Raw genomic sequence first — 20946 nt, forward strand, 5'->3', positions numbered from 1 at the left:
CTTATTCTGCCCACACCACCAGGTCGAAGTGTGCGGTCACGAGTACAAGGATACCGAACACAATACGGTACCAGGCGAAGATCGTGAAGTCGTGCGTGCTGATGTAGCGCAGGAGCCAGCGCACGCACAGGAAGGCCGAAGCGAACGCGGCCAGGCCGCCGAGCAGGAACATCGGCAGGTCGGCCATCGACAGCAGGTGGCGTTCCTTGAGCACCGAATACACGGTGGCCGACAGCAGGGTCGGGATCGCCAGGAAGAAGGAGAATTCGGTCGCAGCCTTGCGCGACAGGCCGAACAGCATGCCGCCAATAATGGTTGCGCCGGAACGGCTGGTGCCGGGGATCAGGGCGAAGGCCTGGGCGATGCCCACCTTCAGCGCGTCGCCATAGCCCATGTCGTCCACGCTCTCGACCCGCGCAGCCTGCTGCTTGCCCGTGTGGCGGCGTTCCACCCACAAGATGATGAGGCCGCCGACAATGAAGGCGGTAGCCACCGGTACCGGCGTAAACAGTCTCGCCTTGATCATTTCGCTGAACAGGAAGCCGAGCACGGCCGCCGGAATGAAGGCGATGATGAGATTCACGACGAATTTCTGCTGCTTGGGGTCCGATCCCAGGCCGGCCAGGACGGTGGCAATGCGCTGGCGGTATTCCCAGATCACGGCCAGCATGGCGCCGGCCTGGATGGCGATCTGGAAGACCTTGACCTTTTCGCCGGTGAAATTGAGCAGGCTGCCCGCCAGGATCAGGTGGCCGGTGGAGGAAATCGGGAGGAACTCGGTGAAGCCCTCGACCAGGCCCATGATGATCGCTTTGACGGCGAGAAGTATGTCCATGAATGCTGTGCGGTAAATTCGGTTGCGGGAAAGTGTTCAGGGAAAATGCGGCGGGGTCGAAGCTTACCACGGGCACCTGCGGCGCCCATGTGCGGCATGTGCAGATGCAAGATTGTACCGCGCGCGCGTTGCCGCCGGGTTACATCCGGTAGCGGAACACAGGAATTCTGTCGTGCGCCACGGCCGCGAACGCGTGCTAAACTCAAACGCATGAGTCTTTTCGTTGTTCTAGTTCTTGCTGCGCTCGCCTGGGCAGCTTTCCACGGCGGGCAGTTGCCCAACTCCTTGCGTTACCGTCCCTGGCAGGGCCGGGCCTGGCGCAGCACCTTCCCTTCGGCTTCCCGCAAGGACATCCGCGATTTCCTGTCGCTGTTCGGGGCGGCCTTTGCCTTCCGCGACAGCGAAAAGCTGCACCTGCGTCCCGACGACGAAGTGCTTGGCATTTATCGCGAGGTCAATCCCACCCGCGGGCTGCCCGATGCGAAGGAAATCGAGGCGCTGGCCAAGTCGCTGCGCGATAAATACGGCCTGATGCTCGACGAGATCTGGCACGATGGACTGACCCTGGGCAGCCTGTTCCAAGGGGTGCAGCAGGCGCGCGGCAAGCAAGCCGTGGTGTAGGCATCGCGTCGTGCCTGCAAGTTACCCGGCACGGGTGACCGAAGGTGCTTGCATTTGCATCAGCGCATCACCATGTGCTGGCCATGCTCAAACAGAAACTGAACTGGCGGCGGCCGCTGTTTTTTGCCTTGCTGCCCATCTTCCTGGTGATGGTGTTTCTTGGGTTTCCCCTGCCGGTGGGGCCGCCGCCCGCGATCAAGCCGGCGCAGGAACAGACGGTGGTAGTGAAAAAGAAGAAAACGTGGAATGGGTTGGTGATGCCGGAGGGGCAATCACACGATGACCCGCCCTGAACATGACTGTTTCTCGTTAGCCCAGCACGTCGTTCCGGCGCAGGCCGGAACCCAATTCCGTCGCGTCTTGTCAGCTCATGCGAGCGATAGCGATAGCGATCTGCGAAAAAACTGGGCACCGGCCTTCGCCGGTGCGACGGTCTTGGGGGGAGTGAAAAAAATTCAGTCTACCAGGCGCTCGACGCTAGGCGCCCGGCGCCGTCGCCCGCTCCAGTTCATCCAGCCAGCGAATCGCCTGCTCCCGGCTATTCCCGCACATCTCCACCGACGGCTGCAACCCTCCGCAGAACGCCGGCCGTTCCGGTTGCCCAAAAATGCGGCAGCGGTTGTCATCTGCCAGCTGGATACAGCGCACGCCAGCCGGCTTCCCATTCGGCATGCCGGGAATCGGGCTGGTGATCGAGGGCGCGGTGCAGCAGGCGCCGCAGTGGTCGCGGCAGGGCAGGGCGGGGGAAGGGGCAACGTGGGTCATGGCAGGGCCGCAGTATACCTGCCGCACGGCCCGTAGCGGGCGCGTCGCCCCCGGTTTTCCTGCTACGTTGTATCCATCGCACACCGCCCGCAGGAGGTAACATGTCCAGTCCTCTCAAACCCCTGAACCGCCAGGTCATGGTGGTCACCGGCGCCTCCAGTGGCATCGGCCTGGCCACCGCCCAGGAAGCGGCGAAGCAGGGCGCCAGACTGGTGCTGGCCGCGCGCGGGGGCGACGTGCTCGACGCAGTCGTGCAGGGGCTGGTGGAAAACGGCTTCGAGGCCATTGCGGTGGTGGCCGACGTGGCAGAACGCGCCGAGGTCGAGCGCATCGCGCAGGCCGCGATCGCGCATTTCGGCCGCATCGACACCTGGGTCAACAACGCCGGCGGCACCATCTACGGTCGCCTCGACCAGGTGAGCGAGGAAGACAGCCGGCGCCTGTTCGACATCAATTTCTGGGGCATGGTGCATGGTTCGCTGGTGGCGCTGCCCCACTTGCGCCGGCAGGGCGGGGCCTTGATCAACCTGGGCAGCGAAGCGTCCGAGGTGGCGATCCCGATGCAGGGCATGTACTCGGCCAGCAAGCATGCGGTCAAGGGCTTCACCGATGCCCTGCGCATCGAGGTCGAGCAGATGGATGGCGACCCGGTGTCGATCACGCTGATCGAGCCCACCGCCGTCGACACCCCACTGCCCCAGCATGCGCGCAATTACATGGAGCGCGAGCCGAAGCTGCCTTCCCCGCAAGTCGATCCGCACGAGGTCGCCGCGGCGATCCTGCATGCCGCGATTGTCCCGATGCGCAACGTCCGGGTCGGGATGATGGCCGAGCTCGACATCATGCTGGGAAGGCTGGCGCCCGGCCTGGCCGATCGGCTGTCGGTGGTCCAGGTGCCGCGCCAGCAGCAGGATATCCCGCCGCGCAACCCCGGCGGCGCCCTGTATTCCACCGGCGCCAACGGCCGTATCTACGGCGCCGGCATCAGCTGACGGAATGACGTAAATACCTGTTTATATTGACAGTTTCGGGAATCCAACGATAGCTTGACTGCTTGACAAGCCCCGTCTATATTCTGGGGCTCATCAGTTGCCCAGGCAGAAACATGCAATGTCCTCTCGACAGCAAGCCGCGGTGGGAACGCCGCAAGGATGCCCGTCCCCAGGAGCTCCTTGCTGCCGCCATTGACCTGTTCGTCGAACGCGGTTTCGCCGCCACCCGCCTGGAAGACGTGGCGCGCCGCGCCGGCGTTTCCAAGGGCACGCTCTACCTCTACTACACCAACAAGGAAGAACTGTTCAAGGCCGTGGTGCGCGGCAGCATCGTGCCCTTCATCGGCGAAGCCGAGGAATCGGTGGCCGAATTCGAGGGCCACAGCGCCGACCTGCTGCGCCAGGTGATCCTGAGCTGGTGGGACCGCATCGGCCAAAGCAAGGTGTCCGGCATCGGCAAGCTGATGACAGCCGAAGCCGGCAATTTCCCCGAACTGGCCAAGTTCTACCAGGAAGAAGTCGTGGTGCGCGTCATCCGCATGATTTCGACGATCCTCGAGCGCGGCGTGGACCGCAATGAATTCCGCGCCGTCAATGTGCAGCAGGTGACGCGGGTGCTGATGGCGCCGATGATGATGCTCGTCACCTGGAAACACTCCGCGGTCGGCCCCTGTGCCTCGGACGACCTGCAGCCGCAAGCCTTCCTCGACGCCTTCCTCGACATGGCCCTGGGCGGCCTGCTTCCCCCTGCCGGCGCACGGCAATAAGCTTGCCATTTGCGCCAACGCGCCGTTTTTTCGGCGTTCAACCCCTCTAAACTGCAGACTGTCGCAATTTCCCATGGTCCCGGGGAGCCCGTCGTTAAGATGTGCGTCCTGAGGCCTTTCAACGATAAAATATCGGATTATTTATTTTTCCACTGAGAACTCAGATGAATATCGAACAAGCCCGCTTCAACATGATCGAACAGCAGATCCGCCCGTGGAACGTGCTTGACCAGGACGTGCTCGACCTGCTGCACGTGGTCAAGCGCGAACAGTTCGTGCCGGCCGCGTACCAGAACCTGGCGTTTGCCGATGTCGAGATCCCGCTGCCGGGCGGCGAAGCGATGTTCAACCCGAAGGTTGAAGCGCGCATCCTGCAGGAACTGGCGGTCAAGAAGCACGAGACCGTCCTCGAGATCGGTACCGGCTCGGGCTACATGGCGGCACTGCTGGCGCACAAGGCGCGCCACGTGACCACCGTGGAAATCCTGCCGGAAGCCAAGGCACTGGCCGAGCAGAACCTGGCCCGCGCCGGCGTCACCAACGTGACGGTGGAAGAGGGCAATGGCGCAGCCGGCTGGGACAAGGGCGCACCGTATGACGTGGTGGTGGTGTCGGGCGGCCTGCCGGTGCTGCCGGAGGCGCTGCTCAAGGCAGTGAAAGTGGGTGGCCGCCTGGCGGTGATCCTGGGCGAGGCGCCGGCGATGAGCTTCAACATCATCACCCGCACGTCGGAAACGGCGGTCGACACGGTCACGCTGTTCGAGACCAATGTCAAGATGCTGGCCGGCGCGCAAACGCCGTCGCGCTTCCAGTTCTGAGGCCGCGATGCAGCACATGACCGCCCCCGAGCTGGCAGCCCGGCTGGCCCAGGCCGACGCCGGGGCAGCCGAGCCGCCACTGCTGCTGGACGTGCGCGAGAACTGGGAATTCGAAACCTGCCATATCGCAGGTTCCACCCAGATCCCGATGCACCTGGTGCCGATCCGCGCCAATGAACTGGACGATGACCGCGACATCGTGTGCATCTGCCACCACGGGGCACGCAGCATGCAGGTGGCTGCTTTCCTCGAACGGAACGGATTTAGCAACGTAACGAATTTGACGGGCGGAATACACGCCTGGGCCGTACAGGTCGATCCTTCGATGCCGAAGTACTGACCTGCATCCTAAACTTGATGACTCCTGTGGAGAATGTAATGCAGAAACCCCTGCGGAAACCCTTCCTTGCCGTGCTGGTCGCCAGTGCGCTCTTTTCGCTGAACGCCGGCGCAGCCGACCTGATCCAGGTGTACCAGCAGGCACTGGCAAACGATGCGACCTTCGCCAGCGCGCGCGCATCGGCAGCGGCTGGCCGGGAACGGGTTCCGCAAGGGCGTGCACTCCTGCTGCCGACGGTGGGCATCACCGGCAGCAGCATCAAGAACGACCGCGACGGTTCGCCCTGGAACGAGGGCGACCTCATCACCAACGCGACCACCGGCGTGCAGACCCGGGTCGCCGGTTCGGCCTCGAACCTGCGCACCTCCGAATTCACGATCGGCCTGACCCAGCCGCTGTTCCGCTGGGACCGCTGGGAAACCTACCAGCAGAGCAAGCTGCAGCAGTCCGTCTCCGAAGCCCAGTTCGCCCAGGCCCAGCAAGACCTGATCACCCGCGTGGCGCAGGCCTATTTCGACGTGCTGGCGGCCCAGGACAAGCTGGAATCGATCCGCGCCCAGAAGAACGCGGTGACCGAGCAGCTGGCTTCGGCCAAGCGCAACTTCGAAGTCGGTACCCAGACCATCACCGACACCCACGAAGCGCAGGCGGCGTATGACCTGGTGATCGCCCAGGAATTCGCGGCAGTCAATGACCTCGACAACAAGCGCAATGCGCTGCAGGCCATCATCGGCACCGAGCCGAGTTCGCTGGCGCCGCTGAAAACCGGCATTACCCTGGCCGCGCCATCGCCGGCGAACGTCGACCCATGGGTGTCGTCGGCAGAGAACCAGAACTATGGCGTGACCGTGTCGCAGCTGCAGGTGGAACTGGCCAAGCGCGAAATCTCCAAGACCCGCGCCGGCCACTACCCGACGCTCGACCTGGTGGCCAGCACCTCGCGCGTCGACACCAACGGCCGCATCAACGGCCTGTCGGCGGTCAACAAGAACAATGGCATCGGCGTGCAGTTCAGCGTGCCGATCTTCAACGGCTTCGGCGTCACCAGCCGCGTGCGTGAAACCATTGCGCTGGAAGACAAGGCCAGGAACGACCTCGAGGCAACCCGCCGCCAGGCCGCCCTGCAGGCCCGCCAGGCCTTCCTTGGCGTAAACAGCGGCATGGCCCAGGTCAAGGCGCTGGAAGCGGCGGAAGTGTCGAGCCAGTCGGCGCTGGAATCGAACAAGCTGGGCTACCAGGTCGGCGTGCGCATCAACATCGACGTGCTGAACGCGCAGCGCCAGCTGTACTCCACCCGCACCGACCTGTCGCGTGCGCGCTACGATACCATCCTGAACGGCCTGCGCCTGAAGGCGGCCTCGGGCTCGCTGCGCGAGTCGGATCTGGCGGCGGTGAACAACCTGCTCGACAAATAAACGCGGGGCGCGGGCTCGTCCCGCCCTCTGTCCTTGTGAAAAGCCCGTACCTCTTGGTGCGGGCTTTTTACTTTCAGAAAAGGATGCAAGTCGTTGATTTAAGGACAGAATAGTTGGCGCACGACAAGCTGTGCGACGCTGGATTTTTTTGCAAAGCTGATAAACTGACAACGTACGCGCTCCCCGATTCACAGGGCGCGCCGCCGGCCCGCGACATGGCGCCGGAGTCAAGAATTCACATCCCCCTAAGGAAAAACAACATGCAAAAGAATATCGCCATTGTCGGCGCCGGTTTTTCCGGGGCCGTCATTGCCAGTGAGCTCGCCAAAGCTGGCTACACCGTCGAGATCTTCGAATCGCGCCCGCACATCGCCGGCAACTGCCACTCCGAGCGCGATGCCGAAACCGGCGTGATGGTGCACATCTACGGTCCGCACATCTTCCACACCGACATCGAGCGCGTGTGGGAATACGTGAACCGCTACAGCCGCTTCATGCCTTACGTGAACCGGGTCAAGGCGATCACTAACAACAGCGTCTACACGCTGCCGATCAACCTGCTGACCATCAACCAGTTCTTCGGCAAGACCTTCCGCCCGGCCGAAGCCCAGGAATTCCTGGCCTCGCTCGGCGACAAGAGCATCGAGAACCCGGTGACCTTCGAAGACCAGGCGCTGCGTTTCGTCGGCCGCGAGCTGTACGAAGCCTTCTTCAAGACCTATACCGTCAAGCAGTGGGGCATGCAGCCGACCGAACTGCCGGCCAGCATCCTCAAGCGCCTGCCGGTGCGCTTCAACTACGACGACAACTACTTCAACCACAAGTACCAGGGCATGCCGGAAGACGGCTACACCGCGCTGGTGGAAAAGATCCTCGACACCCCGGGCATCACCGTGCACCTGAACACCCGCTTCGACCCGGCCCTGAAGGGCGACTACGCCCACGTGTTCTACAGCGGTCCGATCGACGCCTGGTTCAACCACGCCGAAGGCCGCCTGCCTTACCGCACGCTCGATTTCGAAGTCTTCCGCGACACCGGCGACTACCAGGGCAATGCCGTCATCAACTACTGCGACAACGCGCAGCCCTACACCCGCATCACCGAGCACAAGCACTTCTCGCCGTGGGAAAAGCACGAGAAGACGCTGCTGTACAAGGAGTTCAGCCGCCAGTGCGAAGAGAAGGACATCCCGTACTACCCGATCCGCCAGGCGCGCGACAAGGAGCAGCTCGAGCGCTACGTGAAGGTGGCGAACGAAGAGCCGAACGTCACCTTCGTGGGCCGCCTCGGTACCTATCGCTACCTGGACATGGACGTGACCATCAACGAAGCGCTGGCAACCGCCGACAAGTTCCTGGCCTGCGCCAAGGGCAGCGAGCGCATGCCGGCGTTCGTGATCGATCCGCTGGCGTAAATCGCGGACGTTGAGGGTTCGGCCTTCGTAGGGTGGGTAGGAAAACCTGCTCACCTACGGGGCAACGCAAAGTTAAAACGGGCGGCAGGCTTGATAGCCTTGCCGCCCGTTTTGTATTCGCGCTTGCGTTCAGCTGCTCAGCCCAGCGCCAGCCGCATGGTCCTTGCGCTCGATGAGCTCGACCTTGTACCCGTCCGGATCGGTGATGAAGGCGATCACCGTGCTGCCGCCTTTGACCGGCCCCGGCTCGCGGGTGATGTTGCCACCGGCCGCACGCACGCCGTCGCAGGTGGCGTAGATGTCGTCTGCCGAAATGGCGATGTGGCCGTAGGCGCTGCCCATGTCGTAGCTGTCGACGCCGTAGTTGTAGGTCAGTTCCAGCTCGGCGTGGTCGGGGTTGCTGCCGTAGCCGAGGAAGGCGAGAGTGTATTTGTATTCGGGGTTGTCGCTGGTGCGCAGCAGTTTCATGCCGAGCACGGTGGTGTAGAAATCGATGGAACGCTGCAGGTCGCCGACGCGGAGCATGGTGTGCAGGATGCGCATGGAAGGTGTCTTTCTGGGGTTCGGAAAGAGGGCATTTTATGCGCTGGGCGAGGAATCTGCTGAGCGCTATGAAACGTGGCGCGGATATTCAACGTCGAGTTGAACGGGCGGGCGTTCGTCATTCTGGCCATTGGCCAGAATGACCCCGTCCACCCTACGTAAAGCCTCAGCTTTCCAGTTTCGACGTCAGCGTGATCTTGGCATTGAGCAGCTTCGACACCGGGCAGTTTTCCTTCGCCGTGGTGGCCGCCTTGTCAAAAGCCTCCTGGCTGGCGCCGGGAATCTTTGCCACCAGGTCCAGGTGCACGGCCGTGATCGAAAAGCCGCCTTCGACCTTTTCCATCGACACCGTGGCCGTGGTGCGCAGTTCTTCCGCGGTGAGGCCGGCCTGGCCCAGCTGGCCGGACAGCGCCATGGTGAAGCAGCCCGCGTGCGCGGCGCCGATCAGTTCTTCCGGGTTGGTGCCGGGGCCGTCCTCGAAGCGGGTGTTGAAGCCGTATTGCGCTTCCTTGAGCACGCCGCTGGCGGTCGAGACCGCGCCCTTGCCGTCTTTCAGGCCGCCGCTCCAGACGGCGCTGCCGTTGCGTTTGATGGTCATCGTGGTTTCCTTTACAGGTTGTTCTTGTCGGATTTGTCGTTGGGGGTGTCGTGGCGGCGCATCGATTCGTGGCGGTCGGGCTGGGGCTTGGCCTGGCCGGTGGCGCCGGGCGCCGGGTCGACGGCCTGGTCCAGGCCCTGGCCATTGGTGCCGTAGCAGTCGGTGTTCTGCAGGCCCTGGGCCAGGTCTTCGGCGGCCTGCTTCATGACGCCGCGTGGTTCCTGGTCCTGCGCGTCCGGGGTCTCGTCGCGCTCGTGGGGCTGGCGCTTGACGCCGTCGTTGTCGATCGGTGCTTTCGTGTTCACGAAGCGGTCTTTGGTTTCGGTAACCATGGGTACTCCTTCCATTCCAGTTGCCTGAATCGTAACCCTGGCGCGCTGAAGGAGTCGCGCAATTGGCGCTGTGTAAATGCGTGATGCTTTTTTGCAATTGAACCGCTACCATTGCGGTTGGATTGAATAGCCGGGACAACACCGTGACCACTGAAGCACTTGCTCTCCACCAGCACGCCAGCCACTGCAAGAATTGCGACGCCACCACCAGCGGCAATTTCTGCCCCCAATGCGGCCAGGCGACCCACCTGCACGTGCCGAGCGCGCGCGAGTTCCTGCACGAGTTCCTGGCGCACTACGTGGCGATCGAGGGCAAGCTGTGGCAATCGCTGAAATTGCTGCTGTTCAAGCCGGGCCTGCTCACCCGCGAATACATCGAAGGCAGGCGCGTGCGCTACGTCGAGCCGCTGCGCCTGTACCTGAGTTTCAGCATCATCTTCTTTGCCCTGATCAAATTCAGCGGGGTCGAGATCATGGAGCTCGGCGACACGGAGGCACCCAGGACCCGCCCGGCGGTGACTGCGCCGGCGACCGCGGTGGACGCGACGCTGGCGCGAACCAGCGCCGAACTGAGCGACTCCGAGCGCCAGCTGGTCGCCCAGGCGGGCGAGCTCAATCCGCGCGTCGGCAAGGGCGTCGAGCGTTTCCTCACCCTGCCCGGCAAGCAGAAGAGCGAGGCCGCCAAGCGCGCCTTCTTCGCCTATGCGCCCTACGCGATCTTCTTGCTGATGCCGGTGTTCGCGCTCTACCTGAAAGTGTTGTACCTGGGTTCGCGACGGCGCTATGGCGAGCACTTCCTGTTCGCCTTGCACAGCAATGCCTTCGCCTTCCTGATGCTCAGCCTGTTCATTGCCACGCCGGGCAGCTGGGACTTCCTGCGCCTCGTGTTCCTGGTTTGGCTGACCTTCTACCTTCCCACCGCCATGCGGCGGGTGTACGGCGGCAGCCGGACGCTGACGGCGCTGCGCTGGATCGCGCTGATGCTGTTCCACTTGTCCAGCGTCGTGGCGACCGTGGTGGCGGTGGTCGGGGTGGCGCTTTTCGTCTGACTTGCCGGAAGCGCGCACCGCCCGTTATACTGTTTATTCATACAGTCATTTGCGGGCCGCCCGCCGCGGCCGGCGCAGGTGACGATATAGCAGACGCAGGGATAATCGGTTAATCTCCGTAGTCCTTTACCCAACGCCCGAGACCCCATGCAAGAGCCGCCTGAAAAGCAACAAATCATCGCGCTCGTGGTGCGGCAGAATACGCCGGGCATCGAGGAGCCGGTCCGGCGCCTGGCCGACTACCTGGCGGGGGCGGGCTACCGCGTGGTGTTCGAGGCCGATACCGCCGCCTACCTGGCCACCGTCGGCATCGATGGGCTCGAGTCGATGACGGTGGCCGACATCGGCGAGCAGGGCAGCTACGCCATCGTCATGGGCGGCGACGGCACCATGCTGGGCATCGCGCGCCAGCTGGCCCAATACCATATCCCCCTCATCGGCATCAACTCCGGGCGCCTGGGCTTCATCACCGACATCCCGATCGACCGCATGGTCCCGGCGCTGGGCGAGATCCTGCAGGGCCAGGCCAGGGCCGAGGAACGCACGCTGCTGGAAGCGCGCGTGGTGCGCGACGGCCAGCAGATCTTTTGCGCGGTGGCCTTCAACGACGTGGTGGTGGCGCGCGGCGCCGGCGCCGGCATGGTCGAACTCAAGCTGACGGTCGACGGCGAATTCATGTACAACCAGCGCGCGGACGGCCTGATCGTCTCCACGCCCACCGGCTCGACCGCCTACGCGCTGTCGGCCGGCGGCCCGTTGCTGCACCCGCGCGTGCAGGGCATCGTGCTGGTGCCGATCGCCCCGCATGCGCTGTCGAACCGGCCGATCGTGGTGCCGGAGTCGAGCGAGATCGTGGTGGAGCTGGTGGCCGGGCGCGACATCAGCGTGAACTTCGACATGCAGACCTTCACCAGCGCGCAATTGGGCGACCGCATCGTCATTTCGCGTTCCCCGCACACGATCACCTTCCTGCACCCGCGCGGCTGGAGCTATTACCATACGCTGCGCGAAAAGCTGCACTGGAACGAATACCCGACCAACGAAGGCAAGCTGACGTAATCCGCTGCATCAGAAACGCCACGACAGGAGACCCGATTTTTCATGCTGCGCACACTTACCATCCGTGATTTCGTCATTGTCGACGCCATCGAACTCGAGTTTTCGCATGGCTTCTCGGTGTTCACCGGCGAGACCGGCGCCGGCAAGTCGATCCTGATCGATGCGCTGCAACTGGCACTGGGAGGACGCGGCGACGCAAGCATGGTGCGCGAAGGCTCGGCCAAGGCCGACATCACCGCCGAGTTCGCCCTGACCACGACCGCGGCCTCGTGGCTGGTGGCCAATGAGTTCAGCATCGAGGAAGGCGTGGCCCTGGTGCGCCGCGTGATCGACAATGCCGGCCGCTCGAAAGCCTGGATCAACGGCATCAGCGCCACCGCCGCCCAGCTGCGCGAGCTGGGCGACATGCTGGTCGACATCCACGGCCAGCACGCGCACCAGTCGCTGCTCAAGCTGGACTCGCAGCGCGACCTGCTCGACAACCAGATTGCCGTGCGCGACCCGTCCGCCAGCGAAGACGTGCTGGCCACCGGCACCGCCTACAAGACCTGGCGCGCGCTGGTGCGCCAGCGCGAGGAATTCGAAAGCGACGCGCGCAACGTGCTGATCGAGCGCGAGCGCCTGGAGTGGCAGGTCGGCGAGCTCGATAAACTGGCGCCGAAGGCCGGCGAGTGGACCGAGATCACCAACGAACACAGCCGCCTGTCGCATGCGGCCAGCCTGCTCGAAGGCGCCCAGGAAGCGCTGCAGGCCATTTCCGAAGCCGACCACCCGATCCTGTCGCAGCTGTCCTCGCTGAACCTGAAGCTGGGCAAGCTGGTCGACGTGGACGCCGAGCTGCAGCCGGTGCTCGACTGCATGGAGCCGGCCCGCATCCAGCTGCAGGAAGCGGTGTACGCGCTCAACAGCTACATCGACAAGGTCGAGCTCGACCCGGGCCGCCTGAACGAAGTCGACGCCCGCATGGAAGCGCTGCACAGCGCCGCGCGCAAGTACCGCACCACGCCAGAGGAACTGCACGAGGAACACGCCGCCTTGGCCGTCAAGCTGCGCCAGCTGGCCGACGCCAGCGACCTCGACGGCCTGCGCAAGCAGGAAGACAAGGCCAAGGCCGCCTACATGGCGGTGGCCGGACGCCTGTCGAAACGGCGCGCCACGGCCGCGGCCGAGCTGGGCAAGGGCGTGACCGCCGCGATGCAGGAGCTGAGCATGACCGGCGGCAGTTTCGCGGTGGCGCTTAACGAGGGCGAGCCGGGCGCATACGGGCTGGAGCAGGTCGAGTTCCTGGTGGCCGGCCACACCGGCGTCGCGCCGCGGCCGCTGGCCAAGGTCGCCTCGGGCGGCGAACTGGCGCGCATCTCGCTGGCCATCGCCGTGATCACCGCGCACGCCACCACCACGCCGACCCTGATCTTCGACGAGGTCGACACGGGCATCGGCGGTGGCGTGGCCGAGGTGGTGGGGCGCCTGCTCAAGAAGCTTGGCCAGCAGCGCCAGGTGCTGTGCGTCACCCACCTGCCGCAGGTCGCCAGCCAGGCCAACCAGCACTTCCAGGTCACCAAGGGCACGACCGGCGAAGGCCGCACGGTATCGCGCATCGACGTGCTCGATACCCGGGCGCGCGTGGAGGAAGTGGCGCGCATGCTGGGGGGGATCGAGATTACGGAGACGACCAGGAAGCATGCGAGGGAGTTGCTGGCGTCGTGAGGGGGATGGGCGCGCCGGCATTCCGCTGGTAGCGCCCGCACACCACTAACGCATAGTCCCCCCTTACCCCTGCACCGTCGTACGCGCCACTGGCGCCTACGACGGTGCTGGGGCTGGTGGTGAAAGTTAGCGGCGCTTGCCAAACGTGACGTCATCCCCCTTATTCCATTCTGTGGCAAAGTAAACAACGTTCCGCCCCCGCGGACCTGTCCAACCACCACAGAAGGGATTCCGAATGAGCATCGACAAAGTGCTGTACCGCGCCCAAGCCACCTCGCAGGGCGGTCGTGAAGGTACGTCGAAAAGTTCCGATAACGTACTTGACCTGAAGCTGAGCACCCCGAAAGAACTCGGTGGTGGCGGTGGCCCCGGCACCAATCCCGAGCAGCTGTTTGCCGCGGGCTATTCGGCCTGCTTCCTCGGCGCCCTGAAGTTCGTCGCCGGCCAGCAAAAGGTCACGCTGCCGCAAGACCTGACCGTCAAGGGCGACGTCGGCATCGGCCCGATCCCGACCGGTTTCGGCATCGAGGTCGACCTCACCATCGACGCTCCCGGCATGGATCCGGCCCAGCTCAAGGACCTGGTCGACAAGGCCCACATCGTGTGCCCCTACTCCAACGCCACCCGCAACAACATCGACGTGCGCCTGCACACCAGCACCTGACCCGCTGTTGTTCACCGTGGGCGAGGGGACGCCACTTATAATAAGGGCGTCCATTCAACGATCTTCTCGTATGCCATTCAGAAAAGAACCGCCTTTCACCCACGGTACCGTCACCGGAAACGCCATTGTCCTGGTCAACCTCGGGACGCCGGACGAGCCCACCCGCAAGGCGGTGCGCCGTTACCTGAAGCAGTTCCTGGCCGATCCGCGCGTGGTCGAGATCCCGGCCATGGTCTGGTGGTTCATCCTGCACCTGTTCATCCTGCCTTTCCGCTCGGGCAAGTCGGCTGCCAAGTACCGCAGCATCTGGACGCGCGACGGTTCACCGCTGAAAGTGCACACGGAAAAGCAGGCTGCGCTGCTGGGCAAGATGCTGGCCGAGCGCGGGCATGAAGGCGTGAAAGTGGTGATGGCGATGCGCTACGGCTCGCCCTCGCTGCCCGAGGTGCTGGACCAGCTCAAGGAAGAGCACTGCCAGCGCATCGTGGTGCTGCCGGCCTACCCGCAGTATTCCGGCACCACTACCGCCTCGGTGTGGGACGCCATCTACGCCCACTACGCGCGCGTGCGCAACATCCCGGAACTGCGCCTGGTGCGCCACTACCACGACCACGAATCCTATATCGAGGCGCTGCGCGAGCGCGTCGAGACCTACTGGGACACGCACGGCCGCGGCGACAAGCTGGTGATGAGCTTCCACGGCATCCCCAAGCGCACCCTGATGCTGGGCGACCCCTATTTTTGCGAATGCCAGAAGAGCGCGCGCCTGCTGGCAGCAAGCCTGGGGATGGGTGCGGACGAATACATCGTCACCTTCCAGTCGCGCTTCGGCAAGGCCGAATGGCTGCAGCCGTACACGGCCCCCACGGTGCAGGAACTGGCCCAACAAGGCGTGGGCCGGATCGACGTGATCTGTCCGGGGTTTACCAGCGATTGCCTGGAAACCCTGGAAGAGATCAACATGGAAGTGCGGCATGATTTCGAAGCCGCCGGCGGCAAGGAATTCCATTACATCCCCTGCCTGAACGATTCGCCGGCCTGGATCACCGGGCTGGCCGAGATCGCCGAACAGCACCTGATCGGCTGGCCGACCATTCTCACCCCGGCCCAGCGCGCGGCCCAGAAGCGCGACGCGCAAGTCGGGGCCCAGCACGCGGCCCAGCTCGGGGCCTGAGCAGCCGATAAAGACTTGCTCGTTGCCAACCTGCTAAAATAAGCGCTTACCCCGGAACGCGGGCGGCCTCGGCCGCGCGCGTGACGCGCATTGCGCTCAAGGCGTCGCGCCGATCCCGACATAGCACAGCCACGCCATCACCACGAGGGTGTAGAGCACAACGGCGCCACTGATCAATTGGAGTCTCATGATGTCGGTTCCTGGAGGCGAGCGATCACGATGCCGCAAGCTTGACAGGAAGGTTAAGACTTTTCTCAGAGAAATGATTCAGGTAAACCGTAAATCTTGTAACAAATGATTTCCACTTTTTCAGCATGGCGTATGTGCAATACCCCTTGAAAATGTAGGAGATCGCCCCATCTGGGGGCCTGTGTGTCAGGCAGGACACGTTGCCAATTCAGCCAAGTCCTTGATTCTAGGAGTTTTTTCGATGCAAGACCAAGAAAACCAAGAGGTATCCCAGCAGCCGGAACTCGACACCGCAGCAGCCGCCGCCACTGAGGCAGCGCAAGCCGGTGCGGGCCAGGCCGGCGTGCCGCCCGCTGGCGAGTCGGACCTGGAAGCGCAACTGAGCGCGACCGAAGCCAAGCTGGCCGAGATGCACGACGCCTTCATGCGCGCCAAGGCCGATGCGGAAAATATCCGCCGCCGCGCCCAGGAAGACGTCAGCAAGGCCCATAAATTTGCCATCGAAAGCTTCGCCGAGGCCATGGTGCCGGTGCGCGACAGCCTGGAAATGGCACTGAAAGTCGAGGTCCAGACCGTCGAATCCATCCGCGAAGGCGTGGAAATGACGCTCAAGCAGCTTAGCGCCGCGTTCGAAAAGAACCGCCTGCTGGAAGTCATGCCGCAGGCGGGCGACAAGCTGGACCCGAACAAGCACCAGGCCGTGGCCGTGGTGCCGTCCGAGCAGGAGGCCAATACCGTGGTCACCGTGTTGCAAAAGGGATACATGATCGCCGACCGCCTGTTGCGTCCGGCCATCGTGACGGCCGCAGCGCCGAAGTAAGCGGAACCAGAACGCTGCGGCGCGCGATGAACGTGTGCGACGGCTGGGTATCGCCGGCGCTCCCCTTGAAAGCACGCAGTTTTTCCCAATATTGAATCCATCTAAAACTACAGCATCCAAAAGGAAAAAATCATGGGCAGAATTATCGGTATCGACCTGGGCACGACCAACTCCTGCGTCGCGATCATGGAAAACGGCCAGCCGAAGGTCATCGAGAACGCGGAAGGTGCGCGCACTACCCCGTCGATCATCGCCTACCAGGAAGACGGCGAGATCCTCGTCGGCGCCCCGGCGAAGCGCCAGGCCGTCACCAACCCGAAGAACACCCTGTTCGCGGTGAAGCGCCTGATCGGCCGCAAGTACGAAGAAAAAGAAGTCCAGAAGGACATCTCGCTGATGCCGTACGCGATCGTCAAGGCCGACAATGGCGACGCCTGGATCGGCGTGCGCGACAAGAAGCTGGCGCCACAGCAGGTGTCGGCTGAAACCCTGCGCAAGATGAAGAAGACGGCCGAAGACTACCTCGGCGAAGAAGTGACCGAAGCGGTCATCACCGTGCCGGCCTACTTCAACGACTCGCAGCGCCAGGCCACCAAGGACGCCGGCCGCATCGCGGGCCTGGACGTCAAGCGCATCATCAACGAGCCGACCGCGGCCGCGCTGGCCTTCGGCCTGGACAAGACCGACAAGGGCGACCGCAAGATCGCCGTGTATGACCTCGGCGGCGGCACCTTCGACGTGTCGATCATCGAGATCGCGGACGTGGACGGCGAGAAGCAGTTCGAAGTGCTGTCGACCAACGGCGACACCTTCCTGGGCGGCGAAGACTTCGACCAGCGCATCATCGACTACATCATCGACGAGTTCAAGAAGATCAACGGCCTGGACCTGTCGAAAGACGCGATCGCCCTGCAGCGCATCAAGGCATCGGCCGAGCGCGCCAAGATCGAACTGTCGTCGTCGCAGCAGACCGAGATCAACGAGCCCTACATCGCCATGGCGAACGGCGCGCCGGTCCACCTGAACCTCAAGATGACCCGCGCCAAGCTGGAGTCCCTGGTGGAAGAGCTGATCGCCAAGACCATCGAGCCATGCCGCATCGCCATCAAGGATGCCGGCGTCAAGGTCTCGGACATCGACGACATCATCCTGGTCGGCGGCATGACCCGCATGCCGAAGGTGCAGGAAAAAGTGAAGGAATTCTTCGGCAAGGATGCACGCAAGGACGTGAACCCGGACGAAGCCGTCGCTGTCGGCGCCGCGATCCAGGGCTCGGTCCTTTCGGGCGAGCGCAAGGACCTGCTGCTGCTGGACGTCACCCCCCTGTCCCTGGGTATCGAAACCCTGGGCGGCGTGATGACCAAGATGATCCACAAGAACACCACGATCCCGACCAAGTTCTCGCAGGTGTTCTCGACCGCCGACGACAACCAGCCGGCCGTGACCATCAAGGTCTACCAGGGCGAGCGTGAGATCGCAGCGGGCAACAAGGGCCTGGGCGAGTTCAACCTGGAAGGCATCCCGCCGGCGCCACGCGGCACCCCGCAGGTCGAAGTGACCTTCGACATCGACGCCAACGGCATCCTGCACGTCGGCGCCAAGGACAAGGCCACTGGCAAGGAAAACAAGATCACCATCAAGGCCAATTCGGGACTGACCGAAGAAGAAATCCAGAAGATGGTGAAGGACGCCGAGCTGAACGCGGAAGAAGACAAGAAGGTCAAGGAACTGGCCGAAGCCCGCAACCAGGGCGACGCGCTGGTGCACTCGACCCGCAAGTCCCTCACCGAATACGGCGACAAGCTGGAAGCCGGCGAGAAGGAAGCGATCGAAGCGGCGATCACCGACCTGGAAGGCGCGATCAAGAGCGGCGACAAGTCGGACATCGACGCCAAGACCGCGGCCCTGTCGACCGCGGCGCAGAAGCTGGGCGAGAAGATGTACGCCGACATGCAGGCGCAGCAGGCAGGTAGCGCCGGCGGCCAGCAGGCTGGCGGCAGCGAAGGCCAGCAGGCGCAGCAGGACGACGTGGTCGACGCCGACTTCAAGGAAGTGAAAGACGCGAAGTAATCACTGCCGGGGCGGATCGATCGATCCGCCCCGCTGCGTGGGAACCGCCGAGCCGCTGCGACCACCTGGTTCCCCGGCTCGGTTTTTTTGCCGTTCGTTTGCATAACCGTTTCACCAGTACATAACAGCAAGGTGCCGCCTATGGCAAAGCGTGATTTTTACGAGATCCTCGGGGTCGCGAAGAATGCGTCGGAAGACGACATCAAGAAGTCGTATCGCAAGCTCGCGATGAAGTACCACCCCGACCGCAATCCGGACAACAAGGAAGCGGAAGAGAAGTTCAAGGAGGTCAAGGAAGCCTACGAGATGCTGACCAATCCGGAGAAGCGCGAAGCGTATGACCGTTATGGTCACGCCGGCGTCGATCCGAACATGGGCGGCGGCGGAGGCGGCTTTGGCGGCGGCGCAGGTGGCTTCGGCGACGCGTTCGGCGACATCTTCGGCGATATCTTCGGCGGCGGCGCCCGTGGCGGACGCGGCGGCGGCCCCCAGGTCTACCGCGGCGCCGACCTGCGCTACAACCTCGAGATCACGCTGGAACAGGCCGCGCACGGCTACGAAACCACGATCCGCGTGCCGAGCTGGGACAAGTGCGACACCTGCCACGGCAGCGGCGCCAAGCCGGGTACCCAGCCGGTCACCTGCACCACCTGCTCGGGCCACGGCCAGGTGCGGATGCAGCAGGGCTTCTTCAGCATCCAGCAGACCTGCCCGAAGTGCCATGGCAGCGGCAAGATCGTCCCGGAACCGTGCGCTGCCTGCGGCGGCGCCGGACGCATCAAGCGCAACAAGACGCTGGAAGTGAAGATCCCGGCCGGCATCGACAACGGCATGCGCATCCGCTCGACCGGCAACGGCGAACCGGGGACCAACGGGGGACCGTCGGGCGACCTGTATGTGGAGATCCACATCAAGCCGCACGCCGTGTTCCAGCGCGAAGGCGACGACCTGCACTGCGAGATGCCGATCTCGTACAGCAAGGCGGCGCTGGGCGGCGAGATCGAAGTGCCTACGCTCACCGGCAAGGTGTCGTTCACGGTGCCCGAAGGCACCCAGACCGGCAAGACCTTCCGCCTCAAGGGCAAGGGCATCAAGGGCGTGCGCTCGGGCTACGTGGGCGATTTGTTCTGCCACGTGATCGTCGAGACCCCGGTCAAGCTGACCGACAAGCAGAAAGACCTGCTGCGCGAGTTCGAACGTTCCACCAGCGAAGGCGGCGCCAAGCACAGCCCGCAGAGCAAGGGCTGGATGGACAAGGTCAAGGACTTCTTCGAGTAAGCAATTGCAGCAGAACCGCCAGCGGCGCCACGCCCTGGCGGTTTTTTTTCGTCCGTCGTAGGTTAAACTCTTGCCTATCCAGGACGCATCAACGGGAGAAAAATTGGAAAACAAAACAGGCGTGACTGCGGAAGACCTGTTCGCACGCAACCGTACATGGGCCGCCTCGATGGTGGCCGAAGACCCGAACTTCTTCAAGGACCTGGCTGCGCAGCAGGCGCCGGAATACCTGTGGATCGGCTGCTCGGACAGCCGCGTGCCGGCCAATGAACTGCTGGGCATGGCGCCGGGCGAACTGTTCGTGCACCGTAACATCGCCAACGTGGTCGTGCACTCGGACCTGAACTGCCTGTCGGTGCTGCAATTCGCGATCGACGTGCTCAAGGTCAAGCACGTGATCATCTGCGGCCACTACGGCTGCTCGGGCGTGGGCGCGGCGCTCACCGGCGCGCGCGTGGGCCTGGCCGACAACTGGCTGGGCCATGTGCGCGACGTGCGCGACAAGCACGGCCAGTACCTGGGCAACGTCACCGGCCGCGCCGCAGTCAATCGCCTGGTCGAACTGAACGTGGCCGAGCAGGTGATCAACGTGGCGCAGACCACCATCGTGCGCGACGCGTGGGAACGCTGCCAGCCGCTGACCATCCACAGCTGGGTCTACGGCGTGCACGACGGCCTGCTGCGCGACCTGGGCATCACGATCGGCAGCCACGACGAGATCGCGCCGAAACTGGACCGCGTGCTCAGCGGCTACCTGGACGGTGGACAAGTGCGTGAAGAACGACGCGGACAGTGAGCTGGCCCAACTGCGCGCCATCGTCCGCGGCTTCGTCGACGAGCGCGACTGGGACCAGTTCCACACCCCCAAGAACCTGGCCTCCGCCCTGAGCGTGGAAGCGGCCGAGCTGCTGGAGCATTTCCAGTGGCTGCAGCATGGGCGACTCGAGGAACTCGGCGACGCCAAGCTGGCCGAGGTGCGGCATGAAATGGCCGACGTGCTGGTCTACCTGGTGCGCCTGGCCGACAAGCTCGATGTCGACCTGTTCGCGGCGGTGCAGGAAAAGATGGTGCTCAACCGCGAGAAGTATCCGGCCGATCTGGTGCGGGGGGATGCGCGGAAGTATGACGAGTACAAGAAGTAAGCTGGCGTTTCCCCCCTTACCGTTCCTCCAAACTTGCGCAAAGCTAGCCATTGCTGCTTATAGCTGCCTGCTGTTGGATTCCTGCTTCATCGGGGCCGGTTTCACCCCGCGCTCACGCGCAGGGCCAGCGCCTTCCCCTCCACAGGCCGCTACGGTCGAACTGACCGCCACCTTCTTCAAATTGATTGCCGCGTTGACATCGCGGTCATGCAAGGTGCTGCAGCCGGGGCAGCTCCACTGGCGCATGCCCAGCACCATCGTGTCGAGCTTGTAGCCGCAGCAAGAGCATAGCCTGCTGCTCGGGTACCAGCGGTCCGCCACCACGACACGCCCGCCGCGCAAAGCCGTCTTGT

At 63.7% G+C, this 20946-nt stretch carries 24 protein-coding genes; 18 read left to right on the forward strand and 6 right to left on the reverse strand.

Annotated features, from left to right (window positions below):
• Position 1 precedes the first annotated feature (1 nt).
• Positions 2–835 (reverse strand): undecaprenyl-diphosphate phosphatase, encoded by an 834-nt coding sequence (locus BM031_RS17725; protein WP_091875894.1) that lies wholly within the window; start codon positions 833–835, stop codon positions 2–4.
• A gap of 273 nt (positions 836–1108) precedes the next feature.
• Between BM031_RS17725 and BM031_RS17730 the strand changes: the two genes are divergently transcribed.
• Both BM031_RS17730 and BM031_RS17735 read left to right on the forward strand, forming a co-directional pair.
• Complete coding sequence (locus BM031_RS17730) at positions 1109–1456, forward strand: hypothetical protein (RefSeq protein WP_229408999.1); 348 nt, start codon at positions 1109–1111, stop codon at positions 1454–1456.
• 83 nt (positions 1457–1539) lie between these two features.
• Positions 1540–1749 carry a hypothetical protein gene (locus BM031_RS17735; RefSeq protein ID WP_091875896.1) on the forward strand — a complete coding sequence of 70 codons (210 nt, stop codon included), beginning with the start codon at positions 1540–1542 and terminating at the stop codon, positions 1747–1749.
• A gap of 184 nt (positions 1750–1933) precedes the next feature.
• Here BM031_RS17735 and BM031_RS17740 read toward each other — a convergent pair whose 3' ends face one another.
• The gene (locus BM031_RS17740) at positions 1934–2221 is read right to left on the reverse strand and encodes a YkgJ family cysteine cluster protein (protein WP_091875897.1); all 288 of its coding nucleotides are present in this window, start codon (positions 2219–2221) and stop codon (positions 1934–1936) included.
• Between the two features lie 101 nt (positions 2222–2322).
• On the opposite strand from BM031_RS17740, the gene BM031_RS17745 reads away from it, so the two are divergent.
• From BM031_RS17745 to glf, 6 genes are all read left to right on the forward strand, one after another.
• A complete protein-coding gene (locus BM031_RS17745) occupies positions 2323–3213 on the forward strand; it encodes an SDR family oxidoreductase (protein WP_091875898.1) in 891 nt (296 codons plus the stop codon).
• Positions 3214–3326: 113 nt separating this feature from the next.
• Positions 3327–3980, forward strand: coding sequence for a TetR/AcrR family transcriptional regulator (locus tag BM031_RS17750; protein WP_091875899.1), 654 nt, complete (start codon positions 3327–3329; stop codon positions 3978–3980).
• 164 nt (positions 3981–4144) lie between these two features.
• Positions 4145–4798 (forward strand): protein-L-isoaspartate O-methyltransferase family protein, encoded by a 654-nt coding sequence (locus BM031_RS17755; RefSeq protein ID WP_091875900.1) that lies wholly within the window; start codon positions 4145–4147, stop codon positions 4796–4798.
• A 7-nt stretch (positions 4799–4805) separates the two neighbouring features.
• Positions 4806–5138 carry a rhodanese-like domain-containing protein gene (locus tag BM031_RS17760; protein WP_091875901.1) on the forward strand — a complete coding sequence of 111 codons (333 nt, stop codon included), beginning with the start codon at positions 4806–4808 and terminating at the stop codon, positions 5136–5138.
• Positions 5139–5188: 50 nt separating this feature from the next.
• The gene (locus BM031_RS17765) at positions 5189–6553 is read left to right on the forward strand and encodes a TolC family outer membrane protein (RefSeq protein WP_091875922.1); all 1365 of its coding nucleotides are present in this window, start codon (positions 5189–5191) and stop codon (positions 6551–6553) included.
• A 260-nt stretch (positions 6554–6813) separates the two neighbouring features.
• Positions 6814–7968, forward strand: a complete 1155-nt coding sequence (glf, locus tag BM031_RS17770) for a UDP-galactopyranose mutase (RefSeq protein ID WP_091875902.1) — start codon at positions 6814–6816, stop codon at positions 7966–7968.
• A gap of 129 nt (positions 7969–8097) precedes the next feature.
• On the opposite strand, the gene gloA is transcribed toward glf, so the two are convergent.
• The 3 genes from gloA to BM031_RS17785 all read right to left on the reverse strand — a co-directional run bounded on the left by gloA (position 8098) and on the right by BM031_RS17785 (position 9441).
• Positions 8098–8511 (reverse strand): lactoylglutathione lyase, encoded by a 414-nt coding sequence (gene gloA / locus BM031_RS17775; protein WP_091875903.1) that lies wholly within the window; start codon positions 8509–8511, stop codon positions 8098–8100.
• 166 nt (positions 8512–8677) lie between these two features.
• The gene (locus BM031_RS17780; RefSeq protein ID WP_091875904.1) at positions 8678–9109 is read right to left on the reverse strand and encodes an OsmC family protein; all 432 of its coding nucleotides are present in this window, start codon (positions 9107–9109) and stop codon (positions 8678–8680) included.
• An 11-nt stretch (positions 9110–9120) separates the two neighbouring features.
• Positions 9121–9441, reverse strand: coding sequence for a hypothetical protein (locus BM031_RS17785; RefSeq protein ID WP_091875905.1), 321 nt, complete (start codon positions 9439–9441; stop codon positions 9121–9123).
• Positions 9442–9584: 143 nt separating this feature from the next.
• On the opposite strand from BM031_RS17785, the gene BM031_RS17790 reads away from it, so the two are divergent.
• The 10 genes from BM031_RS17790 to BM031_RS17835 all read left to right on the forward strand — a co-directional run bounded on the left by BM031_RS17790 (position 9585) and on the right by BM031_RS17835 (position 20593).
• Positions 9585–10490, forward strand: a complete 906-nt coding sequence (locus BM031_RS17790) for a DUF3667 domain-containing protein (protein WP_177207808.1) — start codon at positions 9585–9587, stop codon at positions 10488–10490.
• A gap of 147 nt (positions 10491–10637) precedes the next feature.
• Positions 10638–11549 carry an NAD kinase gene (locus BM031_RS17795; protein ID WP_091875907.1) on the forward strand — a complete coding sequence of 304 codons (912 nt, stop codon included), beginning with the start codon at positions 10638–10640 and terminating at the stop codon, positions 11547–11549.
• A gap of 42 nt (positions 11550–11591) precedes the next feature.
• Positions 11592–13256, forward strand: a complete 1665-nt coding sequence (recN, locus tag BM031_RS17800; RefSeq protein WP_091875908.1) for a DNA repair protein RecN — start codon at positions 11592–11594, stop codon at positions 13254–13256.
• A gap of 235 nt (positions 13257–13491) precedes the next feature.
• Positions 13492–13920, forward strand: coding sequence for an organic hydroperoxide resistance protein (locus tag BM031_RS17805; protein ID WP_091875909.1), 429 nt, complete (start codon positions 13492–13494; stop codon positions 13918–13920).
• A 70-nt stretch (positions 13921–13990) separates the two neighbouring features.
• Positions 13991–15094 carry a ferrochelatase gene (gene hemH / locus BM031_RS17810; RefSeq protein ID WP_091875910.1) on the forward strand — a complete coding sequence of 368 codons (1104 nt, stop codon included), beginning with the start codon at positions 13991–13993 and terminating at the stop codon, positions 15092–15094.
• A gap of 430 nt (positions 15095–15524) precedes the next feature.
• Positions 15525–16103, forward strand: coding sequence for a nucleotide exchange factor GrpE (gene grpE / locus BM031_RS17815; protein WP_091875911.1), 579 nt, complete (start codon positions 15525–15527; stop codon positions 16101–16103).
• A 132-nt stretch (positions 16104–16235) separates the two neighbouring features.
• Entirely contained in the window at positions 16236–18173 is a 1938-nt protein-coding gene (dnaK, locus tag BM031_RS17820) for a molecular chaperone DnaK (protein ID WP_091875912.1), read from the forward strand.
• Between the two features lie 141 nt (positions 18174–18314).
• A complete protein-coding gene (gene dnaJ, locus BM031_RS17825) occupies positions 18315–19451 on the forward strand; it encodes a molecular chaperone DnaJ (protein ID WP_091875913.1) in 1137 nt (378 codons plus the stop codon).
• Between the two features lie 103 nt (positions 19452–19554).
• Positions 19555–20247, forward strand: coding sequence for a carbonate dehydratase (gene can / locus BM031_RS17830; RefSeq protein WP_091875914.1), 693 nt, complete (start codon positions 19555–19557; stop codon positions 20245–20247).
• On the forward strand, positions 20225–20593 hold the full coding sequence (locus BM031_RS17835) for a nucleotide pyrophosphohydrolase (protein WP_091875915.1): 369 nt from the start codon (positions 20225–20227) through the stop codon (positions 20591–20593). The genes can and BM031_RS17835 overlap by 23 nt, the downstream gene beginning before the upstream one ends.
• A 57-nt stretch (positions 20594–20650) precedes the next feature.
• Here the strand turns inward: BM031_RS17835 and BM031_RS17840 are convergent.
• The coding region (locus BM031_RS17840) for a zinc ribbon domain-containing protein (RefSeq protein ID WP_143084634.1) at positions 20651–20946 on the reverse strand (296 nt) is incomplete at its 5' end.

The organism is Massilia yuzhufengensis (genome assembly GCF_900112225.1).
Taxonomy (GTDB): Bacteria; Pseudomonadota; Gammaproteobacteria; order Burkholderiales; family Burkholderiaceae_D; genus Telluria; species Telluria yuzhufengensis.